The sequence below is a fragment of the Bacillus sp. CH_70 genome, from assembly GCF_038007045.1.
GTDB lineage: Bacteria > Bacillota > Bacilli > Bacillales > Bacillaceae_G > Bacillus_A > Bacillus_A cereus.
In genome coordinates, this window is the sequence record NZ_JBBOWL010000001.1 from 3,559,454 (window position 1) to 3,579,577 (window position 20,124).

Sequence of the window (20,124 nt, forward strand, 5' to 3'; positions counted from 1 at the left end):
TATTCCACTCTGTAAGAATACACGTTCTTATTTTATATCTTTTCCTAACATTTCTACAAATATTAATTTTCAGACTAAAAATAAAAATCCCCATCATTTTATATGCAATTTTGCATCTCCACTTACAAATCACTAAAAAAACTTTACAATTCAAAGGATGACTAAATATACAATTTCTATTTAAAGTCTTGATACCGTCTATACTATCCACCGCAATATTTTTTCAACTTTGAGAATACTTATACTCTTTAACACTTTCCTTATAAACATGATTTTTATAAGGAAATCTGATACAATTCTTAAATAATATTATTATGTATAGATATAACGAACATAGTGCATAATTAAAGAAGGTGATTTCATTGAAATTAAATAAAAATTTACAATTATGTATATTAATCGGAACATTAATATGCTATTCAATCTATTTTATGTTTTTCTATCTGTTCCCTACTCATTTTTCAAATTCAGATGTACGCTTCGCTTCACTTATCGTCGAAGCCATTACATTTGTATCACTGATTTACTCTATATATTCTAAAAAAGTCAGTTCAAATCCATTTTGGATATGTATTACAATAGCAATTGGTAGTTTTTTATTAGGGAAAATAGTATATACATATCAAGATAGCTTCTTCGAAATTCCAATACATCGTTTTACTATTTCTGATGTATTTTACATGGTTTTTCTACTTTTCTGTCTTATCGCTTTCTCCTATAAAATCTTAAAGGAATGCAATAAATGGGAAAAAGCGTTCTTTATTTGTGATATATGCATAGTGCTTACTTCCATATTTACATTAGAATGGTATTTATTTAATCAACCAAATTTAAATATATTCGCTCTTTCACTAGGAGATGTTTTCCTTTCATTTTTATATCCAATTGCAGATTTATTATTTCTACTGCTAGGTGTTAGTCTCTTTTTCCGTCCAACAATTTTTAATTCCAAACGGAAAATTTATATATTTATTTTTGTATTAATAAGTTCTGCAACTTTTAACTATATTTATTTTTACTTAAATAACCACTTATCAACAGAAACAATAACATTATTACGTCTTTTATATAGAATACCTATATTACTTATTGCAATAGCTGGCTCTATTTCAGAAGATCATAATAGCCATAAAAATTATTTCATTGTAAACCCTATAATAGGGAAAAAAGCTTTAGTTGTATTTCCCTATCTTGCTGTTGCAATACTAATCGGGTTTACATTAAAAGAACAAACATCATCTTCAACTCTCATTACAGGGAATTGTATTACTTTTATTTTCGTACTCATTCGTCATTCTATCGTACGTATGCAAAACAATTCCTTAACAAAACGTTTACAGGCATTTAATGCCCAACTAGAAGAAAAAGTTACTGTACGGACGTCTGATTTAGTTCATAAATCAGAGGCTCTTTCTCAAAAACAACAAAAGTTTAAATCATTATATGAATATCATCCTGACCCTATTTTCACCATTGATTTAAATGGAACATTCTTAAATGTAAATAAGGCTGGGAGTGTACTACTTGGGGCACCAACGGATGAGTTACTAGGCGAAACTTGTTTTTCGATCATTTTAGATGAAGATAAGCATAAGCTAGCATTGGCATTAGAAAAAGTGAAACAACAAGAATCGGCATTCTTACAACTTAGTTCTCAATATAAAGATGGCTTTACTTATTTTTTATACGTTACAATCATTCCTATTATAATAGACGGACAAATTTCAGGAAGCTATATTATGGTGAAAGATATTACTGCACTAAAAAAACAGCAAGAAGAAATAAAATATTTAGCATTCCATGACACTGTAACGAAAATTGGGAACCGTGCCTTTTTCCATAAGAAATTAAAGAGAGTTATAAAAAATGCTAAAATAACAGAAAGCGAGTTTGCATTATTATATTTAGATTTAGATCGCTTTAAAGCAATTAACGATACACTTGGACATTCGTCAGGAGATTACATATTAGAAGAAGTAGCAAAGCGATTCCAATCATGTCTTCCATCACATACTCATCTTTCAAGAATCGGTGGCGATGAATTTACAATCATAATTGAAAACTATACTGACGAAGATTACTTATTCCAATTATGTAACCAATTATTTGAATGCATGAAAAAATCATTTATCATACATGAGCATAAATTAACTTTATCACTGAGTATCGGTATCGCTATTTATCCACATTCCGGAATCGATACCGCTACACTTTTGAAAAACGCTAATGTTGCAATGTATGATGCAAAAGCAAAAGAGCTTAATTCTGTCTCTATTTATGACGATGTAATCGCTAAAAAAATTGAAAGACGATTACGATTAGAAAAAGATTTACCAAACGTACTACAAAATGAAGAATTGTTCCTTTTGTATCAACCTCAAGTTGATAGTGAATCTAATAAAATTATCGGTGCAGAAGCTTTAATTAGGTGGAATCATCCTGAATTAGGTATTATTTCTCCATACGAGTTTATTCCGATTGCAGAAGAAACACTACAAATTATTTCAATAGGAAAATGGACATTAGAGCAGGCTTGTAAGCAAATGAAACGTTGGCACGCACTCGGATATTCACATTTAAAAATAGGTGTAAATTTATCTGCTAAAGAATTTGAACAAGAGGATTTTGTAAAATCTATTTCTTCTACTTTAACAAATACAGGTTTACCAGCAAGCTCTCTTGATCTTGAATTAACAGAGCGAATTGCAATGATGGATGAGCGAGAAACATTGATAAAACTGCGTACACTAAAAAGTTTAGGGATTCACATCTCAATCGACGACTTTGGTACAGGTTATTCTTCGCTAGCCTACTTACCTTTATATCCAATTGATACGTTAAAAATCCCGAGAGAATTTATTACAATGTCTGAAACATGTGATGATGGAATGGAAATTATTAAAACGATCATCACATTAGCAAATACATTAGGAATGTCTGTCATTGCTGAAGGTGTAGAAACAAAAGAGCACGTAAATTTCCTTCAAAAAAATAAATGTCAGTTTATTCAAGGTTATTATTACAGTAAACCTATTCATATTCATGCATTTACTGAGCTATTAGAAAACGGCATTCACCGATAGTACATAACTAATTAGAATAAATAATAATGAATTTGAACAAATATAGTAAAAAGGAAAGAAGATACCTTCTTTCCTTTTGTTTTTCTATTTACATTTCTATTACTTCACCACTTCATTTATTATATCTATTATTTGATGAATTCCCTCATCATTTGTTTTCTTATATCCATTCATGTTTTGAATATATTTCTCCTTATTTGTATACAACTTATTTACTGCATGTATAAATGTATTCGTACTTACTCTGTCTTGGAGTATAACTTCAGCATATCCTTGCCGTGAAAAATATTCAGCATTTAAAACTTGATCTCCCCTACTGGAACTGTTAGTTAACGGGATAAGCAACATCGGTTTCTTCAAAAATAACAATTCAGAAATAGCAGTAGAACCCGCTCTAGAAACTACAACACTTGCCATATTTAGTATATGCGGCAACTCGTCGCCTATATATTCAAATTGCATATACCCCTCCATACCAATAGATGGGTCTACCTTTCCTTTACCACATATATGAATAATATTAAAATTTAATAGTATTGTATCTAAACATTCCCTTACCATATCATTTATCCACTTAGCACCTTGACTCCCACCCATAATTAATAATACTGGTTTATCTTGCTGAAATTCACAATATCTTCTTCCTCGTAATACGTTACCCTTCTCAATTTCTTCCCTTACAATTGGTCCTACATAAACCTTCTTCTCATTACTTACATTTTCTCCTGTCTGAGGAAATGTTGTGCATAGCTTTGTAGCAAAAGGTAATGCTATTTTATTAGCAAGTCCTAATGTGCTATCTGGTTCACGTATAATTATAGGCACACGATTTAACCATGCTCCTATAGCTACAGGAACTGAAACAAATCCTCCTGCTGAAAAGATAACGTCAGGCTTTGTTTTCTTAATTAATTTATAACTTTGTAAACACCCTCGTATAATTTTAAAAGGATCTTTAAAATTTTCCCAATCCCAATATCTCCTAAGCTTGCCCGTTGAAACACTATTGTATTTAACATTTTGCACTAATGATTTTTCAATTCCATTTTTTGATCCAATATACTCGACTCTCCAGCCTTTCTCTATAAATTTAGGAATTAATACAATATTAATCATAACGTGTCCGGCTGTACCGCCCCCAGTAAAAAGAATCGTTTTGCTCATAACTTATACCCACCTTTATTATTAAAAATCTAGCTATCTCTTTACATTTTAAATGTAAATAAACTTATTATTTTTTATATAAATCTTTAACTCCACCTCTATATCTTGTAAAAGATCTTTAATGAGTTCATAAAAATCATTTCCATACTCACTACACTCGTATTGAGCAAAGATTTGAATTACATATCTAGTTTCCGTCTCTAATGCTGACTTTATTTGATTAACCCTTTTTTCTTCTACATACGCTTGATATTTATGTATTGCCTCATAAAGACGCAATACATGCGCTTCTTCATCTCTCCAATCCAACGTATCAACAATTGAAAGAAATAGCGTATTTTGATTATCTATTATTTCATAATCATTCATATATTTCTTACACCCTTTTTTGTTTTTCATTGCATGCAGATGTCACTACACTTCGCATACTCAAGTACATCTTTTAATGATTGATGAAATTCAATTTCTGGTATCCAACCTAACCTTTTTATCTCCTCTATTGCTAAACTCTCATTTGAGTCGCTCCCATTTTTCTCTGTTTCCTCTATAAAAAAATTTAGCTGTGTTAATTCTTTATATTGTTCTAGTACATTTAATAAAGATCGTTTTACTCCTGATCCGATATTATATTGTTTTCCATTTATTCCATCTCGTAATAACACATGATACGCTTTAATCGCATCACGTACATCTAGAAAATCTCTACTATCTTTCAAACTGTTTACTTCAATAATGGCTTTACTTCTACCTGATTCTATATCTATCATTTTCTTTGCGAGAATCGAACAAATGCCATTCGATTCCCCTGGACCAATTAAGTTTGAGGGCTTTGCAATGATAATATTTGAATCCATTAATCCTCCCCAAGCCTCTGCAATAATGACTTGCATCGTTTTACTTAAACTATATGGATTTGAAATTTTTATTTCGTTCATACTATCTGCTTGCAAAGCAGATCCTATAACTAATGTTCTACAATGCGAGGCTTCTTGCTTAATTGCTTCTAATAAATATAACGTTCCTATTACATTAATCTCTATATACTCAAGAGCAGCTGTCCAAGATTCTATAACCGAATTCCTTCCTGCTAAATGCAATACGTAGTCTGGCTTTATTTGTTTCATTACCTTCATTACTTCGCTCTTATTAGTTAAATTACAAGTAATACCATTTCTAATTTTTTCTCTATGTGCACGATTTTGAAACATAGGAATTACATGAAAGCCCTGCTCTAAAAAATATTGGCAAGCATGGCGTCCTGTGAAACCATTTGCACCAGTTATTAAAAGGCTCGCATTTTTTTTCATCGCAAAAACCCTCCTTTTAATAGCATTTGTTTCACCTCATGTTTTGCAAGCAAGTCTTGTTGAGAACTAAAACTCTTCACATCCACTAGCGGATAGCTAGAATAATATTCTTGAAGTCCTTCGATAGGAATCGTCGGTAGTACCACAAAATAATTTTGATCAAAGCTTATACTTGTTTTACTCTCTACCTCAGATAGAAGCATTTCACTTAATTTTTCACCCGGTCTTATCCCTACCTCTTTCACCTTAATGTTTTCTTTTTTTGAATCTTCAATTAATATTTCTGCTAAATCTGTTATTTTACATGCCGGCATTTTCATAACAAAGATTTCCCCGCCTCTACCTTGATATACTGCTTTAAATAACAATCCAACAGCATCTTCAACTGTTAAGAAAAATCTAGTCATATTCGCATCGGTAATCCCTACTTGTGAAGATCTTTTAATTTGTTGTTTAAAAAGCGGTACTACACTTCCACTCGTTCCTAAAACATTTCCACCACGAACACAAATGAATTTTGTTTTCTTCGTTTGTATATTCGCATGAACCATTAATTTTTCACCAATTGCTTTTGTCATCCCATACGTATTTGATGGATCAGCTGCTTTATCCGTTGAAACATATATAACTTTTTCAACTTGCGTCTGTGTAGAGGCTTCAATTACATTTTGCGTACCATGTATGTTAGTTTTTATAGCTTCATAAGGATAATACTCACATACTGGAACGTGTTTTAAAGCTGCAAGATGGAATACATAATGTACACCTTGGCATGCATAGACTAGTTGATCTTTATCACGAATATCTCCAATAATAAATTTTAGCCTATCATCATTTATAAACTGTTGCTGCATTTCAAACTGGACCGTTTCATTTCTTGAAAAAACTCTAATTTCTTTCGGTGATTTTTCTAATAGTTGTTTTATAAGTTCATGCCCCCACGAACCTGTACCACCAGTAATTAAAATTATTTTATTTAACATTCCTTTTCCTCCTACGAAACATCTCAATTTAAATAATATTTATTGAATTATTTTCAATTGATTCAAATCATAATCGTCGTTTGTTACATTTAATTGACAAAATAAAAAAACAGAAACTATTAAACTTAGTTTCTGTTTTTCATTTCACCTCACAACAGTAAGATTTTTTATACTGTTTGCATGATAAATAAATTCCTTGTAAAAAACACCGCTCATTTATTTCTTATACTCGTAATAAAATAAATAGAATGATTCATAGCCAATAATCATGTTTAAATTTATGAAAAAGGGAGGTAACGGAATGGACCGAAACAATTCATATCATACATATAACGGACCTTCCAAAGCACTGCCTCTCTCCCTATTCGATGTAAAAAATGAATTGAAACAAAAAAGCAAACTTATTCCTTCTGATACCATGTATAAATTAACGAAAGAAGAGCAACTCATCATCAACAAAATAAAAATACAAACAGAACAGCTAAATAAAAATAATGTTACAAGAACACGTGCATACTACCAATTTTACATTCAATATCCAGAAATACATTGGGCACTGCTTGGGCATATGGTATCACGTAACGGCGGTTGGAATATGACTGATTTAAAGGGCGATTTATATACGAGAATTTTATCAGAGAAAGATCAATTCATATTTTTTTCTTTTTTAGAAAGAGGGAATTGGCTTATTTTCCAAGATGTATACCCTCAATTTTTACTTTACGAACAAAGTGTAAAGAGATCACAAAAGTTATTTCACCTTCTCCCTCACCTAAATGTTTCTACATTTATGGAAACGATGTGGAACGATTTTTGGAAAACAGGCAACAAAAAAACATTAGCGATTGCAACTATTGTTAATGAACAAAACTACTTAGAAAAAAGAGTGATTCAAAATGTACAATTTAAAAAGACTGTACTAAATAGTATTGGATTTAAACTCTTTGATTTCTTTCAGTTTAATCATATCCTTTTCCCATTCTACGAAAATGATAAAAAACAAAAAGTATTACTATTTGGTGATACAATGAAACATTTCACTTCCTTACATGAACGAATATTAATTGGAAAAAGATTGTATTCATTATTATTTCGAGATACACATGTTTTATCTCAAATAATAAGCTGGGCCCAACATCATCCGCATACAGGATCAAGGAAAGATTACTGGCCCCATTTATTTTCAAGTGTAAATGAATCTTTTTCCCGTGAGTTTTATAAGCGCCGAATAAAGAAATGCCAGTTGCGAAGTGGCGCTTATCGTATATACAGTCCTTCACTCATCTATGCATGGCGAGATATGAAGCATGAAGAAGTTGACAGTGAAGATTGGTTTACCGATTGGCAAGTTGTAAATTACTTAGTTGATAAGGAGGAAAATATAAATGGACAAATTACAGAAGACTACTGCAAAACACTCGAAAAAATTGAACTCGCAATTCTCGCAAAGAAAAATGTCCTCCTCCGAGAAGAAGAATGAGTTTCTAGCATTAGTAGTTACAATCTTTCTCTCTTCTATTATTGGAACTTGTTTAGATGCTTTTTTTGTTCATAAACAAATATATTCCTTTCCAGCTAGACCCTTCTCATCCACATTTTCAGTTAATATAGCTTTTACATTGTTCGTACTGCCGATTTTAACAGTTATCTTTATACACATTTCAAAAAAATTATCTAAAGTTTCTAGAATTCTATTTATTATTTCGATCGGTATTTGCGCTAGCCTTTTTGAACAGATTGCTGAAAGTTTAGGTTTATTTGTACATAGTGCGAATTGGAACCATACATATTCTTTATTTGGTTATATGATTTTTTATTCTTTTATTTGGAACGTATATAATTGGATAAAAAAATAAAGAGACCATTATAGGTCCCTTCTTAAGCATACTCTTCCATTATTGCTAATGGTGCCAGTGTTTGAAGGCTTTTAGAGCGTAAACGATAGGCAACGACTTTCTTCTTATATTGCTTAATGACATCAACATGTTCCTCATAGCTATATAGAGAAAACCTAATCTCTTTATTCCCTTTCTTCGTATCAATGACTATTGGTGTCCCTTCTCCGTGCGGCGGGAAATAATGTTTATCTAAAAACAAAGCCTCATTAAATTCATGAATAACTTGTAGTTTCATTTCTCCCTCTATATTTTTTCCATCTATCGATATAGAAGTATTTTCCGCCTCAAGCTTTTGATGCAATTCAAATTTACTAATAATTGATTCTACAACAGAAGTGGGCATGCTAGAAACTAATACTTTAATAGCTCCAAAAACAAATAATGTAACTATAAACCATGTTGTCATTGTTATCATCTCCATTACATTTAAAAAATAAATTTCGTTCCATACGGTATTAGTATACTAATGAGTATTCCAGTTACAATCATCGTTACCGAGCCGATAGTCGCTTCTTTCTCGCCTTCCTTCACTAAACGGCTCACACCGATAATATGTGATGCACAGCCCATTCCAACTCCTTTTCCAATCGTACTTGTTATACTGAAAAGCTTAAGTACTGTTGGTCCGATAATAGCACCTGTTATTCCTGCAACAACTACAAAACTAGAAGTCATAGATGGAATACCACCAATTTGATCCGCTAATGATAGGGCAATAGGCATCGTTGCTAACTGTGGTAAAGTAGTTAATATAAGTTCCTTATCTATATTTAAAATTCCGCCAATCACTACATTCATACTCGTTACAGCCACTATACCTATCACTACTCCAATAAGTATCGATAAAAAATTTTTCATAAGTATCTTTCGCTCTTTAAATAGAGGTATGGCTAATGCTACAATTGCAGGGCTCAATAAGCTTGAAAGAATGTCTCCTCCATTTTCCCTATACTCATGATGAGAAATATCAAAAATGAAAAATAAACAAATCATAATTGCCGTAACTGTTAACACCGGTAACGTAAATGCAAACGTAAATTTTTTATATAGCTTTGTCGCCAAGAAATAAATTGCTACAGTAATAATAATTAAGACCATTTGAATCGTGCACCTTGTCGATTTTATTTTTTTGTTGTTATTAATAATTGACTTATATACCCTGAAACAATCAAAGTTACTACAGTACTTGCAACTACTAAAAGGAATATAATACTCCCCTTACTTAAAAGAAAAGACCCGTATTCCATCAGCCCTGTTGTCGAAGGGATTAAAAATAACGGTAAAAATACGATTAACTTTTCCGCACCTAACTCAAACCATTTTAACGGTAAAATGCGAGTGGAAAGGAGCAGGAACAGCATTAACATCCCTATTAAACTTCCCGGTATTGATAGATGGAATATTTCCTGAATCCACGTACCCACTAAGCTAAATATATATAGCACGCCTACTTGAAGTAAAAGCATCACGTACTTCATTTCTTTCCCTCATTTCACTATCACACATCCATATTATGAAATTTCATTTAGCGTGTAGGCAAACCGTTTAATTCCAAGTTGAATTTGTTCTATATTCGCTCTACCAAACGTAAATCGTATATATTCATTTTTCGAACCTAAAACACTGCCCGGAACAAATGCGATACCATTCCGTATAGATTCACCTAATAAGTGATATTCATCAAACTTTCCTTTCACTTTACACCATACATGTATTCCACCCTCTGGCACGAAACATTCAACTCGGTCTCCCAATGTTCCTTCAAGCTCTGCAATTAATTCATCTCTTCTTTGCTTCAATTGTCCACGAAGTATCGTAATATGTGTATGAAAATCCTTTGATTCTAAAAATTGATTTGCTACCCACTGCGTAAATACACTATGGCCAAAATCAACTTGTTGCTTTGCATCTGCTAAACGCTCAATTACACGTGTAGGACCAATTATCCATCCAATACGTAATCCTGATGCAACAATTTTTGATAATGAACTTATATAAAGAACATTTCCATTTTGGTCCATTGATTTTAATGTCGGGTTCACTTCTCCATTAAAAGAAATTAAACTATACGGATCATCTTCTACAATTGGTATACCGAACTCAGAAGACAGTTCTAAAATTTTTTTACGTCTCGCTAATGAAAGCACAGTACCTGTTGGATTTTGATAATCTGGATTCAAAAATACCATACGAATGCGATGCTTTTTGTGCAAATCGATTAAGTCATCTGGATTCATTCCATGCTCATCAACAGGTAAATGAAATATGTTTAAACCAGCCGATTTAAACATTGGAAGCGAAAAACAATATGACGGATCTTCAATCGCAATCGCATCGCCAGGTTTTAATAAACATTGAACGATAAGATTAAGCGCCTGTTGTGCTCCAGACGTAATAAGAATAGAGCTTGAATCTGCTTCAATTTGTTTATATTGCTGAACATGTGCTGCAATTGTTTTTCTCAACATCTCATTTCCAAGTGGATGGTCATAGCCGAGATTTTCCATAAATGTTTTCTCCGCCAAAATTGTTCGAAATCTATCACTCGGAATTAATTCTGGTGACAGTTCACCACTCGCTAAATTAATTAAATCATCTTTTTGTGTTTCCGTTCGAATTTGTTGAACGAGTGGTACGTTAGGTAAGAACGATCCATCCTCCACGTACCTACCCCAGTTCGGTATTCGTTTATGTGAGACACCCCATATGTCTGTATTAACCCGTGTTCCGCTTCCCTTTTGCCGTTCTACTACTCCAAGTGATTTTAATTCTTCATACGCAGCTACTATTGTACTCCGGTTCACCTGTAATTCCTTTGCCAATATACGCTCAGAAGGTAACTTACTATCAGAAGGAAATTCACCTGAAGAAATGCCTCTTTCAATATAATCAGCAATTTGTTTATATACAGGTGTCTTATCTGCACGATTTGGTTTCCATTCCATCTAGTTCCCTCCTTTCAAAACGAACTATCCTCATTTTTTACTAACAGTATTCACCGTAAAAATAGTATTAATTAGTCACATTTTCTTATCCGTAAATGGATATATCCAAAATGGTTCTCTTTCTGATTACTCAATAGCTTCTGAAATTCCAACTTCATACTCTCATTTCCAGTTCTTTTACAAACTATCAAATCATTACCGCATACCATGTTACCCCGGCCAGTAGAACAAAAAGAAGAAGAATATAGATTGCAGATAAGTTTTTCACATTTCTTTTTGTAGACTTACCGTAATTCTCCTCCACGTTTCTTGCAACTAGTACAGTCCCAAATAGCGATACAATTACAATAATAACGACTAGTGAAATTGCAAAACTCATTGTCTTTTCACCTCTCTAAGACCCATCTATTTTAATTAAAGAACTTACATAAAAACCTTCCTCTTTAAAACGTTGATAACATACTACCTTTCTTCTCTTATCATAATAGATGTTTGCAAAAAGCGGACCAACCACTTTCGTGTTTTTTTGCTCATCCACTTAAAAAATAAAAAGCAACTGATCACTTAGGACCAGTTGCTTTTTTCACACGATAATTTTTCATTTAAAATTAATTCGATTTAAAAGTTTCGCCTTTTCATAATGAAACATCGACTGAGATAACTCGAAAATTGTTCCATTTACAAGATACACTGTATTTTCAATAAGAAGCGCCGGATCACCTTCATTTAATTCTAAAAGCTGTGCATTTTCTTTATTTACTTTTTCACAACTAATAACTTTATCAGCAAAACCAATATTTAATCGTAAATCTTCAATGAAATAACTGTATACAGAGCTTAATGCTATTTCTTCGTTCAAATATGGAATAATATCCTTTTTGAAATAACTTATTTCAATAGAGAATGGTTTAGCATCTACAATTCTTAAGCGCTTCAAAAAATACAACCTAGTTCCAGTTTCGCATTGCATCCGCTTTGCTATCTCTTCGTCCGCATCTATTACTTCAAGCTCTAACACTTTCGTTTCAATATTTTGTGAAACAAGATTTTTCGTTAATCCACGTAAACTTCCTAAATTAATGTAATCTGTTACAGAAGTTTCGCGTAAAAACATGCCACTACCTTGCACTTGAAAAATATAACCTCTATTCACAAGCTGACTAATTACTTTACGTATCGTATTACGGCTTACTTCAAATCGATTCATCAACGCTTCTTCTGTAGGTAGTTTTTTCGTTTCATTAAAAAGCCCATCTCGAATGTTTTGCTCTAACACATCTGCAATTTGTTTATACTTTGCACTCATACACTTTCTCCTAAAATACTCTTTTATCTGTTATAACTCTTCCCCTCTCGTTTCGATCACACGTTTATACCAATGAAACGAAAGTTTCTTCTTACGTTTTAAGTTATCATTATGATCGACAAAAATAAAGCCATATTGCTTTTTATATCCATTTAACCAACTTAAAAGATCAATCACTGACCATGCATAATAACCTTTTAAGTTAATTCCCTCTTCAATTGCACGCTTCATTACTTTTAAATGCGCTTCAATAAATTTAATTCTCGGAACATCTACAATTTCTCCGTCAATGATTGGATCTTCATCACCAAGTCCATTTTCCGTTACATACATCTTTATGTCACCGTAACGCGCTTTCAACATATGCAATCCCTCTAAGAAACCTTCGGGAGATATTTCCCATCCCCATTTTGTATATGTTTTATCATCCATTTTAACTGTTCGATAAAAACCATCAAAAGAAGGGTTACCTGGAGCAAGCGTTGAGTTTTCTCGAGAATGTCCCTCACTCTTTATATCCATATCGTATCTTTCTACTCGTATTGGTTGATAATAATTCAAGCCAATAAAATCATTTTCTTCTGCATTTTGTTTAATGATTTCTAATTCTTCAACCGTCCAATTAGGAGTCCACCCTTTTTCCTTTAATTGTTGTACAACATAAGACGGATACTCGCCTTTTAAAATTGGATCATAATACCAATACGTTTCATATTCATTCGCATGATTTGCTGCTCGTATATTTTCTTTTTGATCATCCACACTATAAGCAGGTAAGAAAACATGTGTAATCCCAATCTCACCATATTGTTTCAGCTGCTTGTACACCGCAACTGTTTTCGCATGTGCATAAAATACATAATGAGTCGCTTGAAAATACTTTGGAACATCATTTTGGATTCCTGGTGGATGTGCACCTTTTAAATAACCTAATCCACAAAACATTACTGTCTCATTAAAAGTAATCCAATGCTTAACTCTGTCACCAAATGCCTTAAAACAAGTTTCTGCATATTTTACGAAAGCCTCTGCTGTTCTTTTATTCGTCCATCCACCATCTTTTTCTAACGGTAATGGTAAATCCCAATGATATAAAGTGACAAACGGCACAATCCCGTATTTTAAACATTCATCAATTAAGTTGTTATAAAATTCAATCCCTTTTTCATTTACCTTTCCATCTCCAGTCGGCAATATTCTCGCCCAAGAAATAGAAAAACGATACGATTCTAATCCCATCTCAGCCATTAAGCGAACATCTTCCTTATATCGATGATAATGATCAACAGCTACATCACCATTTGTTCCATTGTATGTTTTGCCAGGAATTTTTGAAAACTCGTCCCAATTCGTAACACCTTTTCCATCTTCATTCCATGCACCTTCTGCTTGATAAGAAGCTGAAGCAGCTCCGAATAAAAAATCATGTGGAAACTTCATAGTATATACCTCCATTTCATTACAATAAATCAAATTCATTCATACATATAAAATTTATAGGTACAAATTTTATATGTATGATTATATCTTATGTTTTTATTTTTTTCTATTATAAAAGTACAATTTCTATTGTTGGCTATTGGAAAAGAAAAAGAAGCGATATATTTTCTCGCTTCTTACTCTCATCATCTTTATTCTTTTATTAATGACTTATTCGCTCTTATAACTTCTTGATACAATAATGGTGACCACTTTTCATTTATGTAGTCTTGAATTACCCAGCCCACTCTCAAAGGATTCTTTTGTTTTATATAGTTTGCAATTTCAGGATTTATATAAGAGGCATAGTAATACGGACTATTCCATGCTGTACCACCAGAAGACAAGCTTGTAAAATTAATATATAGATGATTTAAATCCTCGCTATTGTTCATCGTTTCATCCATCGTATCTTTAATAGATTTTACTTTCTCATCATAATTCACTTTATATTTATCTTGTACTGTTACATTTACATTTTGGTTTACAGTTGTGGTAAACGTCTCATTATCTGGCCAATAAAAATTATTATATCCTCCAGATTCATTACTACCACTATATCTTTTTAGTAGTACAATTTTCCCACGAGCATCTCCAAGTTTTATATTTCCTTCTGTTTTTAAAAAGATAGGATCAACAAAATAATTTTTTTCAAACGTACTACTAAATGAACCTTCTGCCCCTTTCATATCCTCATACTCTTTTTTTAAAGACATAATAATTGTTTCACTCGGGTTATCTTTTAAAAATTGTTTCGCTTCATTTATGAATTCATGCAGTGTTACGTAAAGATATAATGGCCCATGATGAAGAACTATCGTATTATCATCTGTTAAACGTCCTCTTATATCAAAAATGCGAGCTCCATGGTCCATTTGATAGCGAAAATCATATTCTTGCGTCATTCCCCACACTTGCTTAATCGGATTTTGCAACTTGAACGTCCCACTATCGTGTGTTCCTGGAATTGAAATTCGTGCTAACGGGATATTATCAGGTATAGGTTGCATCCATTTTGACCAATTTTCAAGCTCATTAACAGAGCTAGCTGCAACTACTCTCTTATCATGTAAAGCAAATACAAATGTGATAAATATTGTACTACATATGAATAATTTCAAAATTAACTTCTTATTGCTCATTATTATCCCTCACTTTTTCTGTTTTTACATCAAACTTATTGAATATAATATAAGCTAGTTCATAAAAAATAAATAACATTTCATCAATATGAAATATTGCATAGAAGTAAAGTTAAAAAATCATTCACATATACTAAATTAGAAAAATTTAAAGGAACTTCATCTGAAGTTCCTTTTGCTTATTTTATGTTCAATACATATGAACCATCTTTATTCTCATATTTATAGACGTATAAATAATATTTCCCTGGCTTTGCATTATAAGTTCCTTTAACTACATTTCCTTCATTTTCACCATATGCTACATAGTTATTTAAATCTGATTCATGATGAAGTACCCATGTCATTCCGATATTTTGTTCATTTAGTAGAGAAATATTAATATTTTCCGGTGAGTCAATTTGGAAAGTAAATACATCTACTCTATCACTATTATGTAGCGTTCCTTTCACCGGTGTATGAAAGTTAACTTTATTTGCCTGTCTAGGCTCATTGTTTGGTTCATTTTCTGTTACTTGTAACTCATTCCCACCGTTTGGTTTTCTTTGTTCATAACCTAAGTTTACTAGTATAGACTTCAAATCTGGTAAAACGCCAATTTTATCTGCATATGGATCTTTAGATTTTGTTCCTGTGCTCTGGTTGCTTAATATTGCTCTTAGTTCACTTGGTCTATATGGTTGTCCTAAATTTTCTTTAGCAATGCTTTGTACTAAAGTCGCTGCCCCAGCAATAATTGGCGAGGCACTAGATGTTCCGCTAAAGCTTGAAGTATAAAGATTTACAGCACTTCTACTTTGCTCGGCTGTAGTTGTATCTACATTTTCTCCCCATCCGTACACATCAATACGGCTTCCATAATTCGAAAACCACATACGTTCATGAGGGAAAGATGAAGAGCCAGCTCCTACCATAATTGCACCCGAATCTTTAAAATCTTTACTATTACGATTTAAGACTTGCTTACCTTTTCTATCTTTGAACTGATCTAAATCATTCCACCCATTTGCTCCAGCCTCTATAATTACAATTCCCTTATCTGTACCAGCACGAATTGCATCAAAAATATCTGGTTGTACTTCAACAGGTAAATATTTATCACCATATCCATCAAAGGATGCTTGCGCCTCTAATAATAAAACATCCCCAGCTTCTAACTGATTTACAGCGCTTAATATTGCATCAGCCGTATTATACTGTCCGTTATCTCTTATTTGAGAGATAACCTTTGCTTTCGCTTTTGGCGCAATCCCAATATTCCCGACTTCATTGTCCTCAGAGGATACAATTCCTAGTACAGACGTCCCATGACCGACATGCTGATTTATATTTCTTCCAGACATTAATTCAATATTTTGATGTAATAAATCCTCATGATTTAATAGCCATCCGTATTCCATATCAACAAAAGTAATACCATTTCCATTACCGCCTTGAATTCCCCAGGCGAAAGGCGCATTAATACCGTATGGGGCTGCTTCAAGATAACCTTGTTTTTTAAATCTAGGATTGTTATTAGGATTAAGAGCTACACTTGATGATTGCACTTCAGGTGGCATTATTTTCTCTTGTTTCTTCATATACGCATCTTCTATTAAAGAAGATGCCTTTAACTTATCTACTATTTCTTCTTCATACCCACTATTTTGATTTTGAAGAATATAGTAGTTTAATAGACTTGTAGATACATGATTAGGTGCTTTCACTTCAAGGTTTTGTATTTGTTCCGGGCTTACAGATGTGAATAAACGAGTAAATGTTACATCTGGATATTCTGTCAAAAGATCTTTTATTACTTTATCATTCGTTTGAGATTGTATTTGTTTTTCAATACCATCTTCATATGGCAAATCCAAATCCGCTTTAAATTTTACAATGATTTGCTTATCTGTTTCTTGTTCTATCCCTAATTTACTCTGCTGTTCTATAGAATCAGCATATACACTATTGATAGTGCCTCCTGTTCCTAAAAGTGTTGTAATGATTACAGTTGACGCACACATTTTTTGAAATATTTTCATTACATCAATCCTCCTATTAATAATTATTAATCATTATATTAATCTATAATGATTAATTCTATAACGTATTCCCTTTCTACTAAATAGATTATAGTAATCAGAAATATGAACTTCAATGTATTTTCATATGCAATATTTCATATTCTGACTCTACACTAAACGAATATGAAACTTATAGTGATTATTTATTTTATATGTGCTAATATACTTACATTAATATATTACGCATATACACATTTCAAACTACATTACTTAATCGTTTCACCTTAATTTTTTCTTAGGAGGATTTACAATGAAATTACTAAAAATAAAACATATAATTCCTTTATCTGCGGCCGCAATTACATTCGTATGTAGTCAAAGTACAGCTGAAGCTTCTACCATTCATACAGTAAAAAAGAACGATACACTTTGGGGCATTAGTAAACAATACGGAGTTTCAATACAATCCATTAAACAGGCTAATAATAAAGGAAACGATAAAACCTTTATTGGCGAACAGTTACATATTCCAGGGTCCGTGAAATCAAATGAAATCACTGTTCCTCAAAACGCCAAGCCTGCGAACATTTCTGAACAAATTATTTATCAAGTACAACCGGGAGATTCATTAGAAACGATAGCAAAGCGTTACAATGTCACTGTCCAATCTATAAAACAAATGAACAATACAGTCGGAAACAAGCTTTATACAGGACAACATTTAAAAATCAACTCAAGTATTTCACAAAAAGAAAAAGACTTAATGGCACGCTTAGTTACCGCTGAAGCAGGTGGCGAATCCTATAAAGGAAAAGTAGCAGTAGCCAAAGTTATACTAAATCGTGTAAATGCAAAAGGTTTTCCAAATACAATAACAGGCGTTATTTATGAACCTATTAAATACGGATATGCATTTACTCCTATTACAGATGGAAGAATTAATCAACCTGCAAGTGCAGAAGCAAAAATGGCTGTAGAAGAGGCTATCTCCACAAATGGAGTAGATTCAGACTGGATTTATTTCTACAATCCAAAAACATCAACGGACAAGTGGATTACGACACGTCAAACAGTAGCAGTAATTGGTAACCATGTGTTTGCTAAATAAGATTTAAAATCATTAACAGGCCTCTTCACTTAAAAGGTCTGTTTTTTTATATGTAAGATGTTATTAATCATATGACATAGTGATTTTTTAAACTATTTCTTCTTTCAAATAAAAATTTTTGTATTTACTCCACCACTCGGAGAAATTAATAAAGCATCAAGTTCAAAAACTCCCACTTTATTAATAAAAGCTATTTCTTACCTTCATAAAATTGTTATACACTAGAAAAATAAAAAACAAACTATTCGTTAGCAGGTGAAAGAATATGTATGATGTTACAATTATCGGCGCTGGAGTAAGTAGCATTTTTATGGCTTATTCACTAGCTAAAAGTAACAAAAAAGTTTTAATTCTTGATAAAGGTAAAGCGCTAGAAGATCGCCATTGTCCTTTAGACGAAGGAAAAGTGTGTAATTGTACTACATGTGATAAATATTTCGGGTTTGGTGGTTTAGGCAAATCTGAAGGGAAATTTAATTATACAAACGGATTTGGCGGAGAACTTGAGAAAAAAGTCGGTAAAGAGGGTTTTATACAACTCATGGCTGAAGTAGATGAAATTCTATGTCAGTTTGGTGGAAGTTCGATTTCAAAATATTCTACTGAAAATTCAAGTCTCACTAAGAGAGCTGAAGCGTGTGGTTTACAAATGCTAACAACAGAAGTAAGACATCTTGGTACTACACTTTCCAGTAACATTTTTCAGCAGCTCTATGAATTTTTACTGACGAAAATAAAGATCCAATTTCATATAGATGTACAACATATTCTGAAACAGGAAGATCATTTTACAATAGATACAAATCAAGGAACAGTTCAAACTAAGCAACTAGTATTTGCAACTGGGCGCTCTGGGGCCGATTGGTTAAAAGAAATGTGCAGTTCCCTAAATATTTCTCAGGAGCAAACACGTGTAGATTTAGGAATTAGAGTAGAAATGAAAGAACATCAATTACGTTCTATATTACAAGATACTTTTGAAACAAAACTTTCTTATCAAGGTGAGCATTTCATAGCAACTACTTACTGTATGAATCCAAAAGGACGCATCATTCGAAAGTACGAAGAAGGTTTAGTTATGCCTGACGGTCAAAATTTTCGAGAACAAGGAACTGGCACTTCTAATTTAAATTTCACTTTATTTATTCCTCGCTATTTTCCTACTCTCAAAGAAGCAAATGTATACGCAAGTTCAATTATTAAAGGCATTAACCAAGGACGAGATCGGATTGTTATACAGCGCTTAGAGGACTTACTAAAGAAACAACCTACAGCGGAAAACAGCATGGAACATAGCCGTATACAGCCTACACTACAGGGGGATTATGGAGATTTGAATCAAGAAATTCCTCAATTATATATTGAAGGGCTCAAAGAATTTTTATTACGTTTAGAACAATTTATACAAGAACCTATTGATCAACATACTTTACTATATGGAATTGATGGAAAGTTCTATGCTCCTACGATAAAAATTAATAATCATTTTGAAACTAGTATACATGGGCTATTTTTAATTGGAGATTGTTCAGGCGTTACGCACTCATTATCTCAAGCAGCTGCAAGTGGTCTATATGTTGGAAAGTACTTATCTGACATTTAATTTCTATCATTAAGATTCTAGTCAAATATTCCTAATTTCAAAACACTTTACTTATATAGTAAAAATATATTAATAAGCCCTCCTATCCTTCCCGGCTAATGAT

General features: G+C 32.5%; 18 protein-coding genes. 5 read left to right on the forward strand and 13 right to left on the reverse strand.

What is annotated here, in order from left to right:
• Positions 1 to 362 precede the first annotated feature (362 nt).
• Positions 363 to 3,083 carry a sensor domain-containing protein gene (locus tag N2V79_RS17975; RefSeq protein ID WP_322367832.1) on the forward strand — a complete coding sequence of 907 codons (2,721 nt, stop codon included), beginning with the start codon at positions 363 to 365 and terminating at the stop codon, positions 3,081 to 3,083.
• Between the two features lie 99 nt (positions 3,084 to 3,182).
• Here N2V79_RS17975 and N2V79_RS17980 read toward each other — a convergent pair whose 3' ends face one another.
• From N2V79_RS17980 to N2V79_RS17995, 4 genes are read right to left on the reverse strand one after another with little or no spacing between them, the layout of a single operon-like run.
• Entirely contained in the window at positions 3,183 to 4,247 is a 1,065-nt protein-coding gene (locus tag N2V79_RS17980; protein WP_053563777.1) for an undecaprenyldiphospho-muramoylpentapeptide beta-N-acetylglucosaminyltransferase, read from the reverse strand.
• 48 nt (positions 4,248 to 4,295) lie between these two features.
• Positions 4,296 to 4,646 (reverse strand): DUF6572 domain-containing protein, encoded by a 351-nt coding sequence (locus N2V79_RS17985; RefSeq protein ID WP_002094117.1) that lies wholly within the window; start codon positions 4,644 to 4,646, stop codon positions 4,296 to 4,298.
• Complete coding sequence (locus tag N2V79_RS17990) at positions 4,643 to 5,554, reverse strand: NAD-dependent epimerase/dehydratase family protein (protein WP_000739091.1); 912 nt, start codon at positions 5,552 to 5,554, stop codon at positions 4,643 to 4,645. Before N2V79_RS17990 ends, N2V79_RS17985 begins: the two co-directional genes overlap by 4 nt.
• Positions 5,551 to 6,537 carry a UDP-N-acetylglucosamine 4,6-dehydratase family protein gene (locus tag N2V79_RS17995; RefSeq protein ID WP_000932612.1) on the reverse strand — a complete coding sequence of 329 codons (987 nt, stop codon included), beginning with the start codon at positions 6,535 to 6,537 and terminating at the stop codon, positions 5,551 to 5,553. The genes N2V79_RS17990 and N2V79_RS17995 overlap by 4 nt, the downstream gene beginning before the upstream one ends.
• Positions 6,538 to 6,838: 301 nt before the next feature.
• Between N2V79_RS17995 and N2V79_RS18000 the strand changes: the two genes are divergently transcribed.
• Together N2V79_RS18000 and N2V79_RS18005 are read left to right on the forward strand one after the other, a co-directional pair.
• The gene (locus N2V79_RS18000; RefSeq protein WP_000375774.1) at positions 6,839 to 8,017 is read left to right on the forward strand and encodes a DUF2515 domain-containing protein; all 1,179 of its coding nucleotides are present in this window, start codon (positions 6,839 to 6,841) and stop codon (positions 8,015 to 8,017) included.
• Entirely contained in the window at positions 7,992 to 8,393 is a 402-nt protein-coding gene (locus N2V79_RS18005) for a CBO0543 family protein (RefSeq protein ID WP_053563776.1), read from the forward strand. Before N2V79_RS18000 ends, N2V79_RS18005 begins: the two co-directional genes overlap by 26 nt.
• A gap of 22 nt (positions 8,394 to 8,415) precedes the next feature.
• Here N2V79_RS18005 and N2V79_RS18010 read toward each other — a convergent pair whose 3' ends face one another.
• The 9 genes from N2V79_RS18010 to N2V79_RS18050 form a co-directional block, all read right to left on the reverse strand.
• Positions 8,416 to 8,841 carry a YfmQ family protein gene (locus N2V79_RS18010; RefSeq protein WP_000214633.1) on the reverse strand — a complete coding sequence of 142 codons (426 nt, stop codon included), beginning with the start codon at positions 8,839 to 8,841 and terminating at the stop codon, positions 8,416 to 8,418.
• Between the two features lie 20 nt (positions 8,842 to 8,861).
• Entirely contained in the window at positions 8,862 to 9,533 is a 672-nt protein-coding gene (locus N2V79_RS18015) for an LrgB family protein (RefSeq protein WP_053563775.1), read from the reverse strand.
• Between the two features lie 23 nt (positions 9,534 to 9,556).
• On the reverse strand, positions 9,557 to 9,913 hold the full coding sequence (locus N2V79_RS18020) for a CidA/LrgA family holin-like protein (RefSeq protein ID WP_000878380.1): 357 nt from the start codon (positions 9,911 to 9,913) through the stop codon (positions 9,557 to 9,559).
• 33 nt (positions 9,914 to 9,946) lie between these two features.
• Positions 9,947 to 11,380 (reverse strand): MocR-like pyridoxine biosynthesis transcription factor PdxR, encoded by a 1,434-nt coding sequence (gene pdxR, locus N2V79_RS18025; protein ID WP_340720124.1) that lies wholly within the window; start codon positions 11,378 to 11,380, stop codon positions 9,947 to 9,949.
• Between the two features lie 187 nt (positions 11,381 to 11,567).
• Entirely contained in the window at positions 11,568 to 11,759 is a 192-nt protein-coding gene (locus N2V79_RS18030; RefSeq protein ID WP_000006458.1) for a hypothetical protein, read from the reverse strand.
• A gap of 219 nt (positions 11,760 to 11,978) precedes the next feature.
• Positions 11,979 to 12,686 (reverse strand): GntR family transcriptional regulator, encoded by a 708-nt coding sequence (locus N2V79_RS18035; RefSeq protein ID WP_016080562.1) that lies wholly within the window; start codon positions 12,684 to 12,686, stop codon positions 11,979 to 11,981.
• 30 nt (positions 12,687 to 12,716) lie between these two features.
• Complete coding sequence (locus N2V79_RS18040; protein ID WP_340720125.1) at positions 12,717 to 14,126, reverse strand: glycoside hydrolase family 1 protein; 1,410 nt, start codon at positions 14,124 to 14,126, stop codon at positions 12,717 to 12,719.
• A 191-nt stretch (positions 14,127 to 14,317) separates the two neighbouring features.
• Complete coding sequence (gene plcA, locus N2V79_RS18045) at positions 14,318 to 15,307, reverse strand: phosphatidylinositol diacylglycerol-lyase (protein WP_000066297.1); 990 nt, start codon at positions 15,305 to 15,307, stop codon at positions 14,318 to 14,320.
• 179 nt (positions 15,308 to 15,486) lie between these two features.
• A complete protein-coding gene (locus tag N2V79_RS18050; protein WP_069356110.1) occupies positions 15,487 to 17,328 on the reverse strand; it encodes a S8 family peptidase in 1,842 nt (613 codons plus the stop codon).
• Positions 17,329 to 17,620: 292 nt separating this feature from the next.
• On the opposite strand from N2V79_RS18050, the gene N2V79_RS18055 reads away from it, so the two are divergent.
• Positions 17,621 to 18,418: a cell wall hydrolase gene (locus N2V79_RS18055; RefSeq protein ID WP_090977230.1), complete on the forward strand. Its 798-nt coding sequence runs from the start codon at positions 17,621 to 17,623 to the stop codon at positions 18,416 to 18,418.
• Between the two features lie 265 nt (positions 18,419 to 18,683).
• Complete coding sequence (locus N2V79_RS18060) at positions 18,684 to 20,021, forward strand: NAD(P)/FAD-dependent oxidoreductase (protein ID WP_200458029.1); 1,338 nt, start codon at positions 18,684 to 18,686, stop codon at positions 20,019 to 20,021.
• Positions 20,022 to 20,124: the final 103 nt, after the last annotated feature.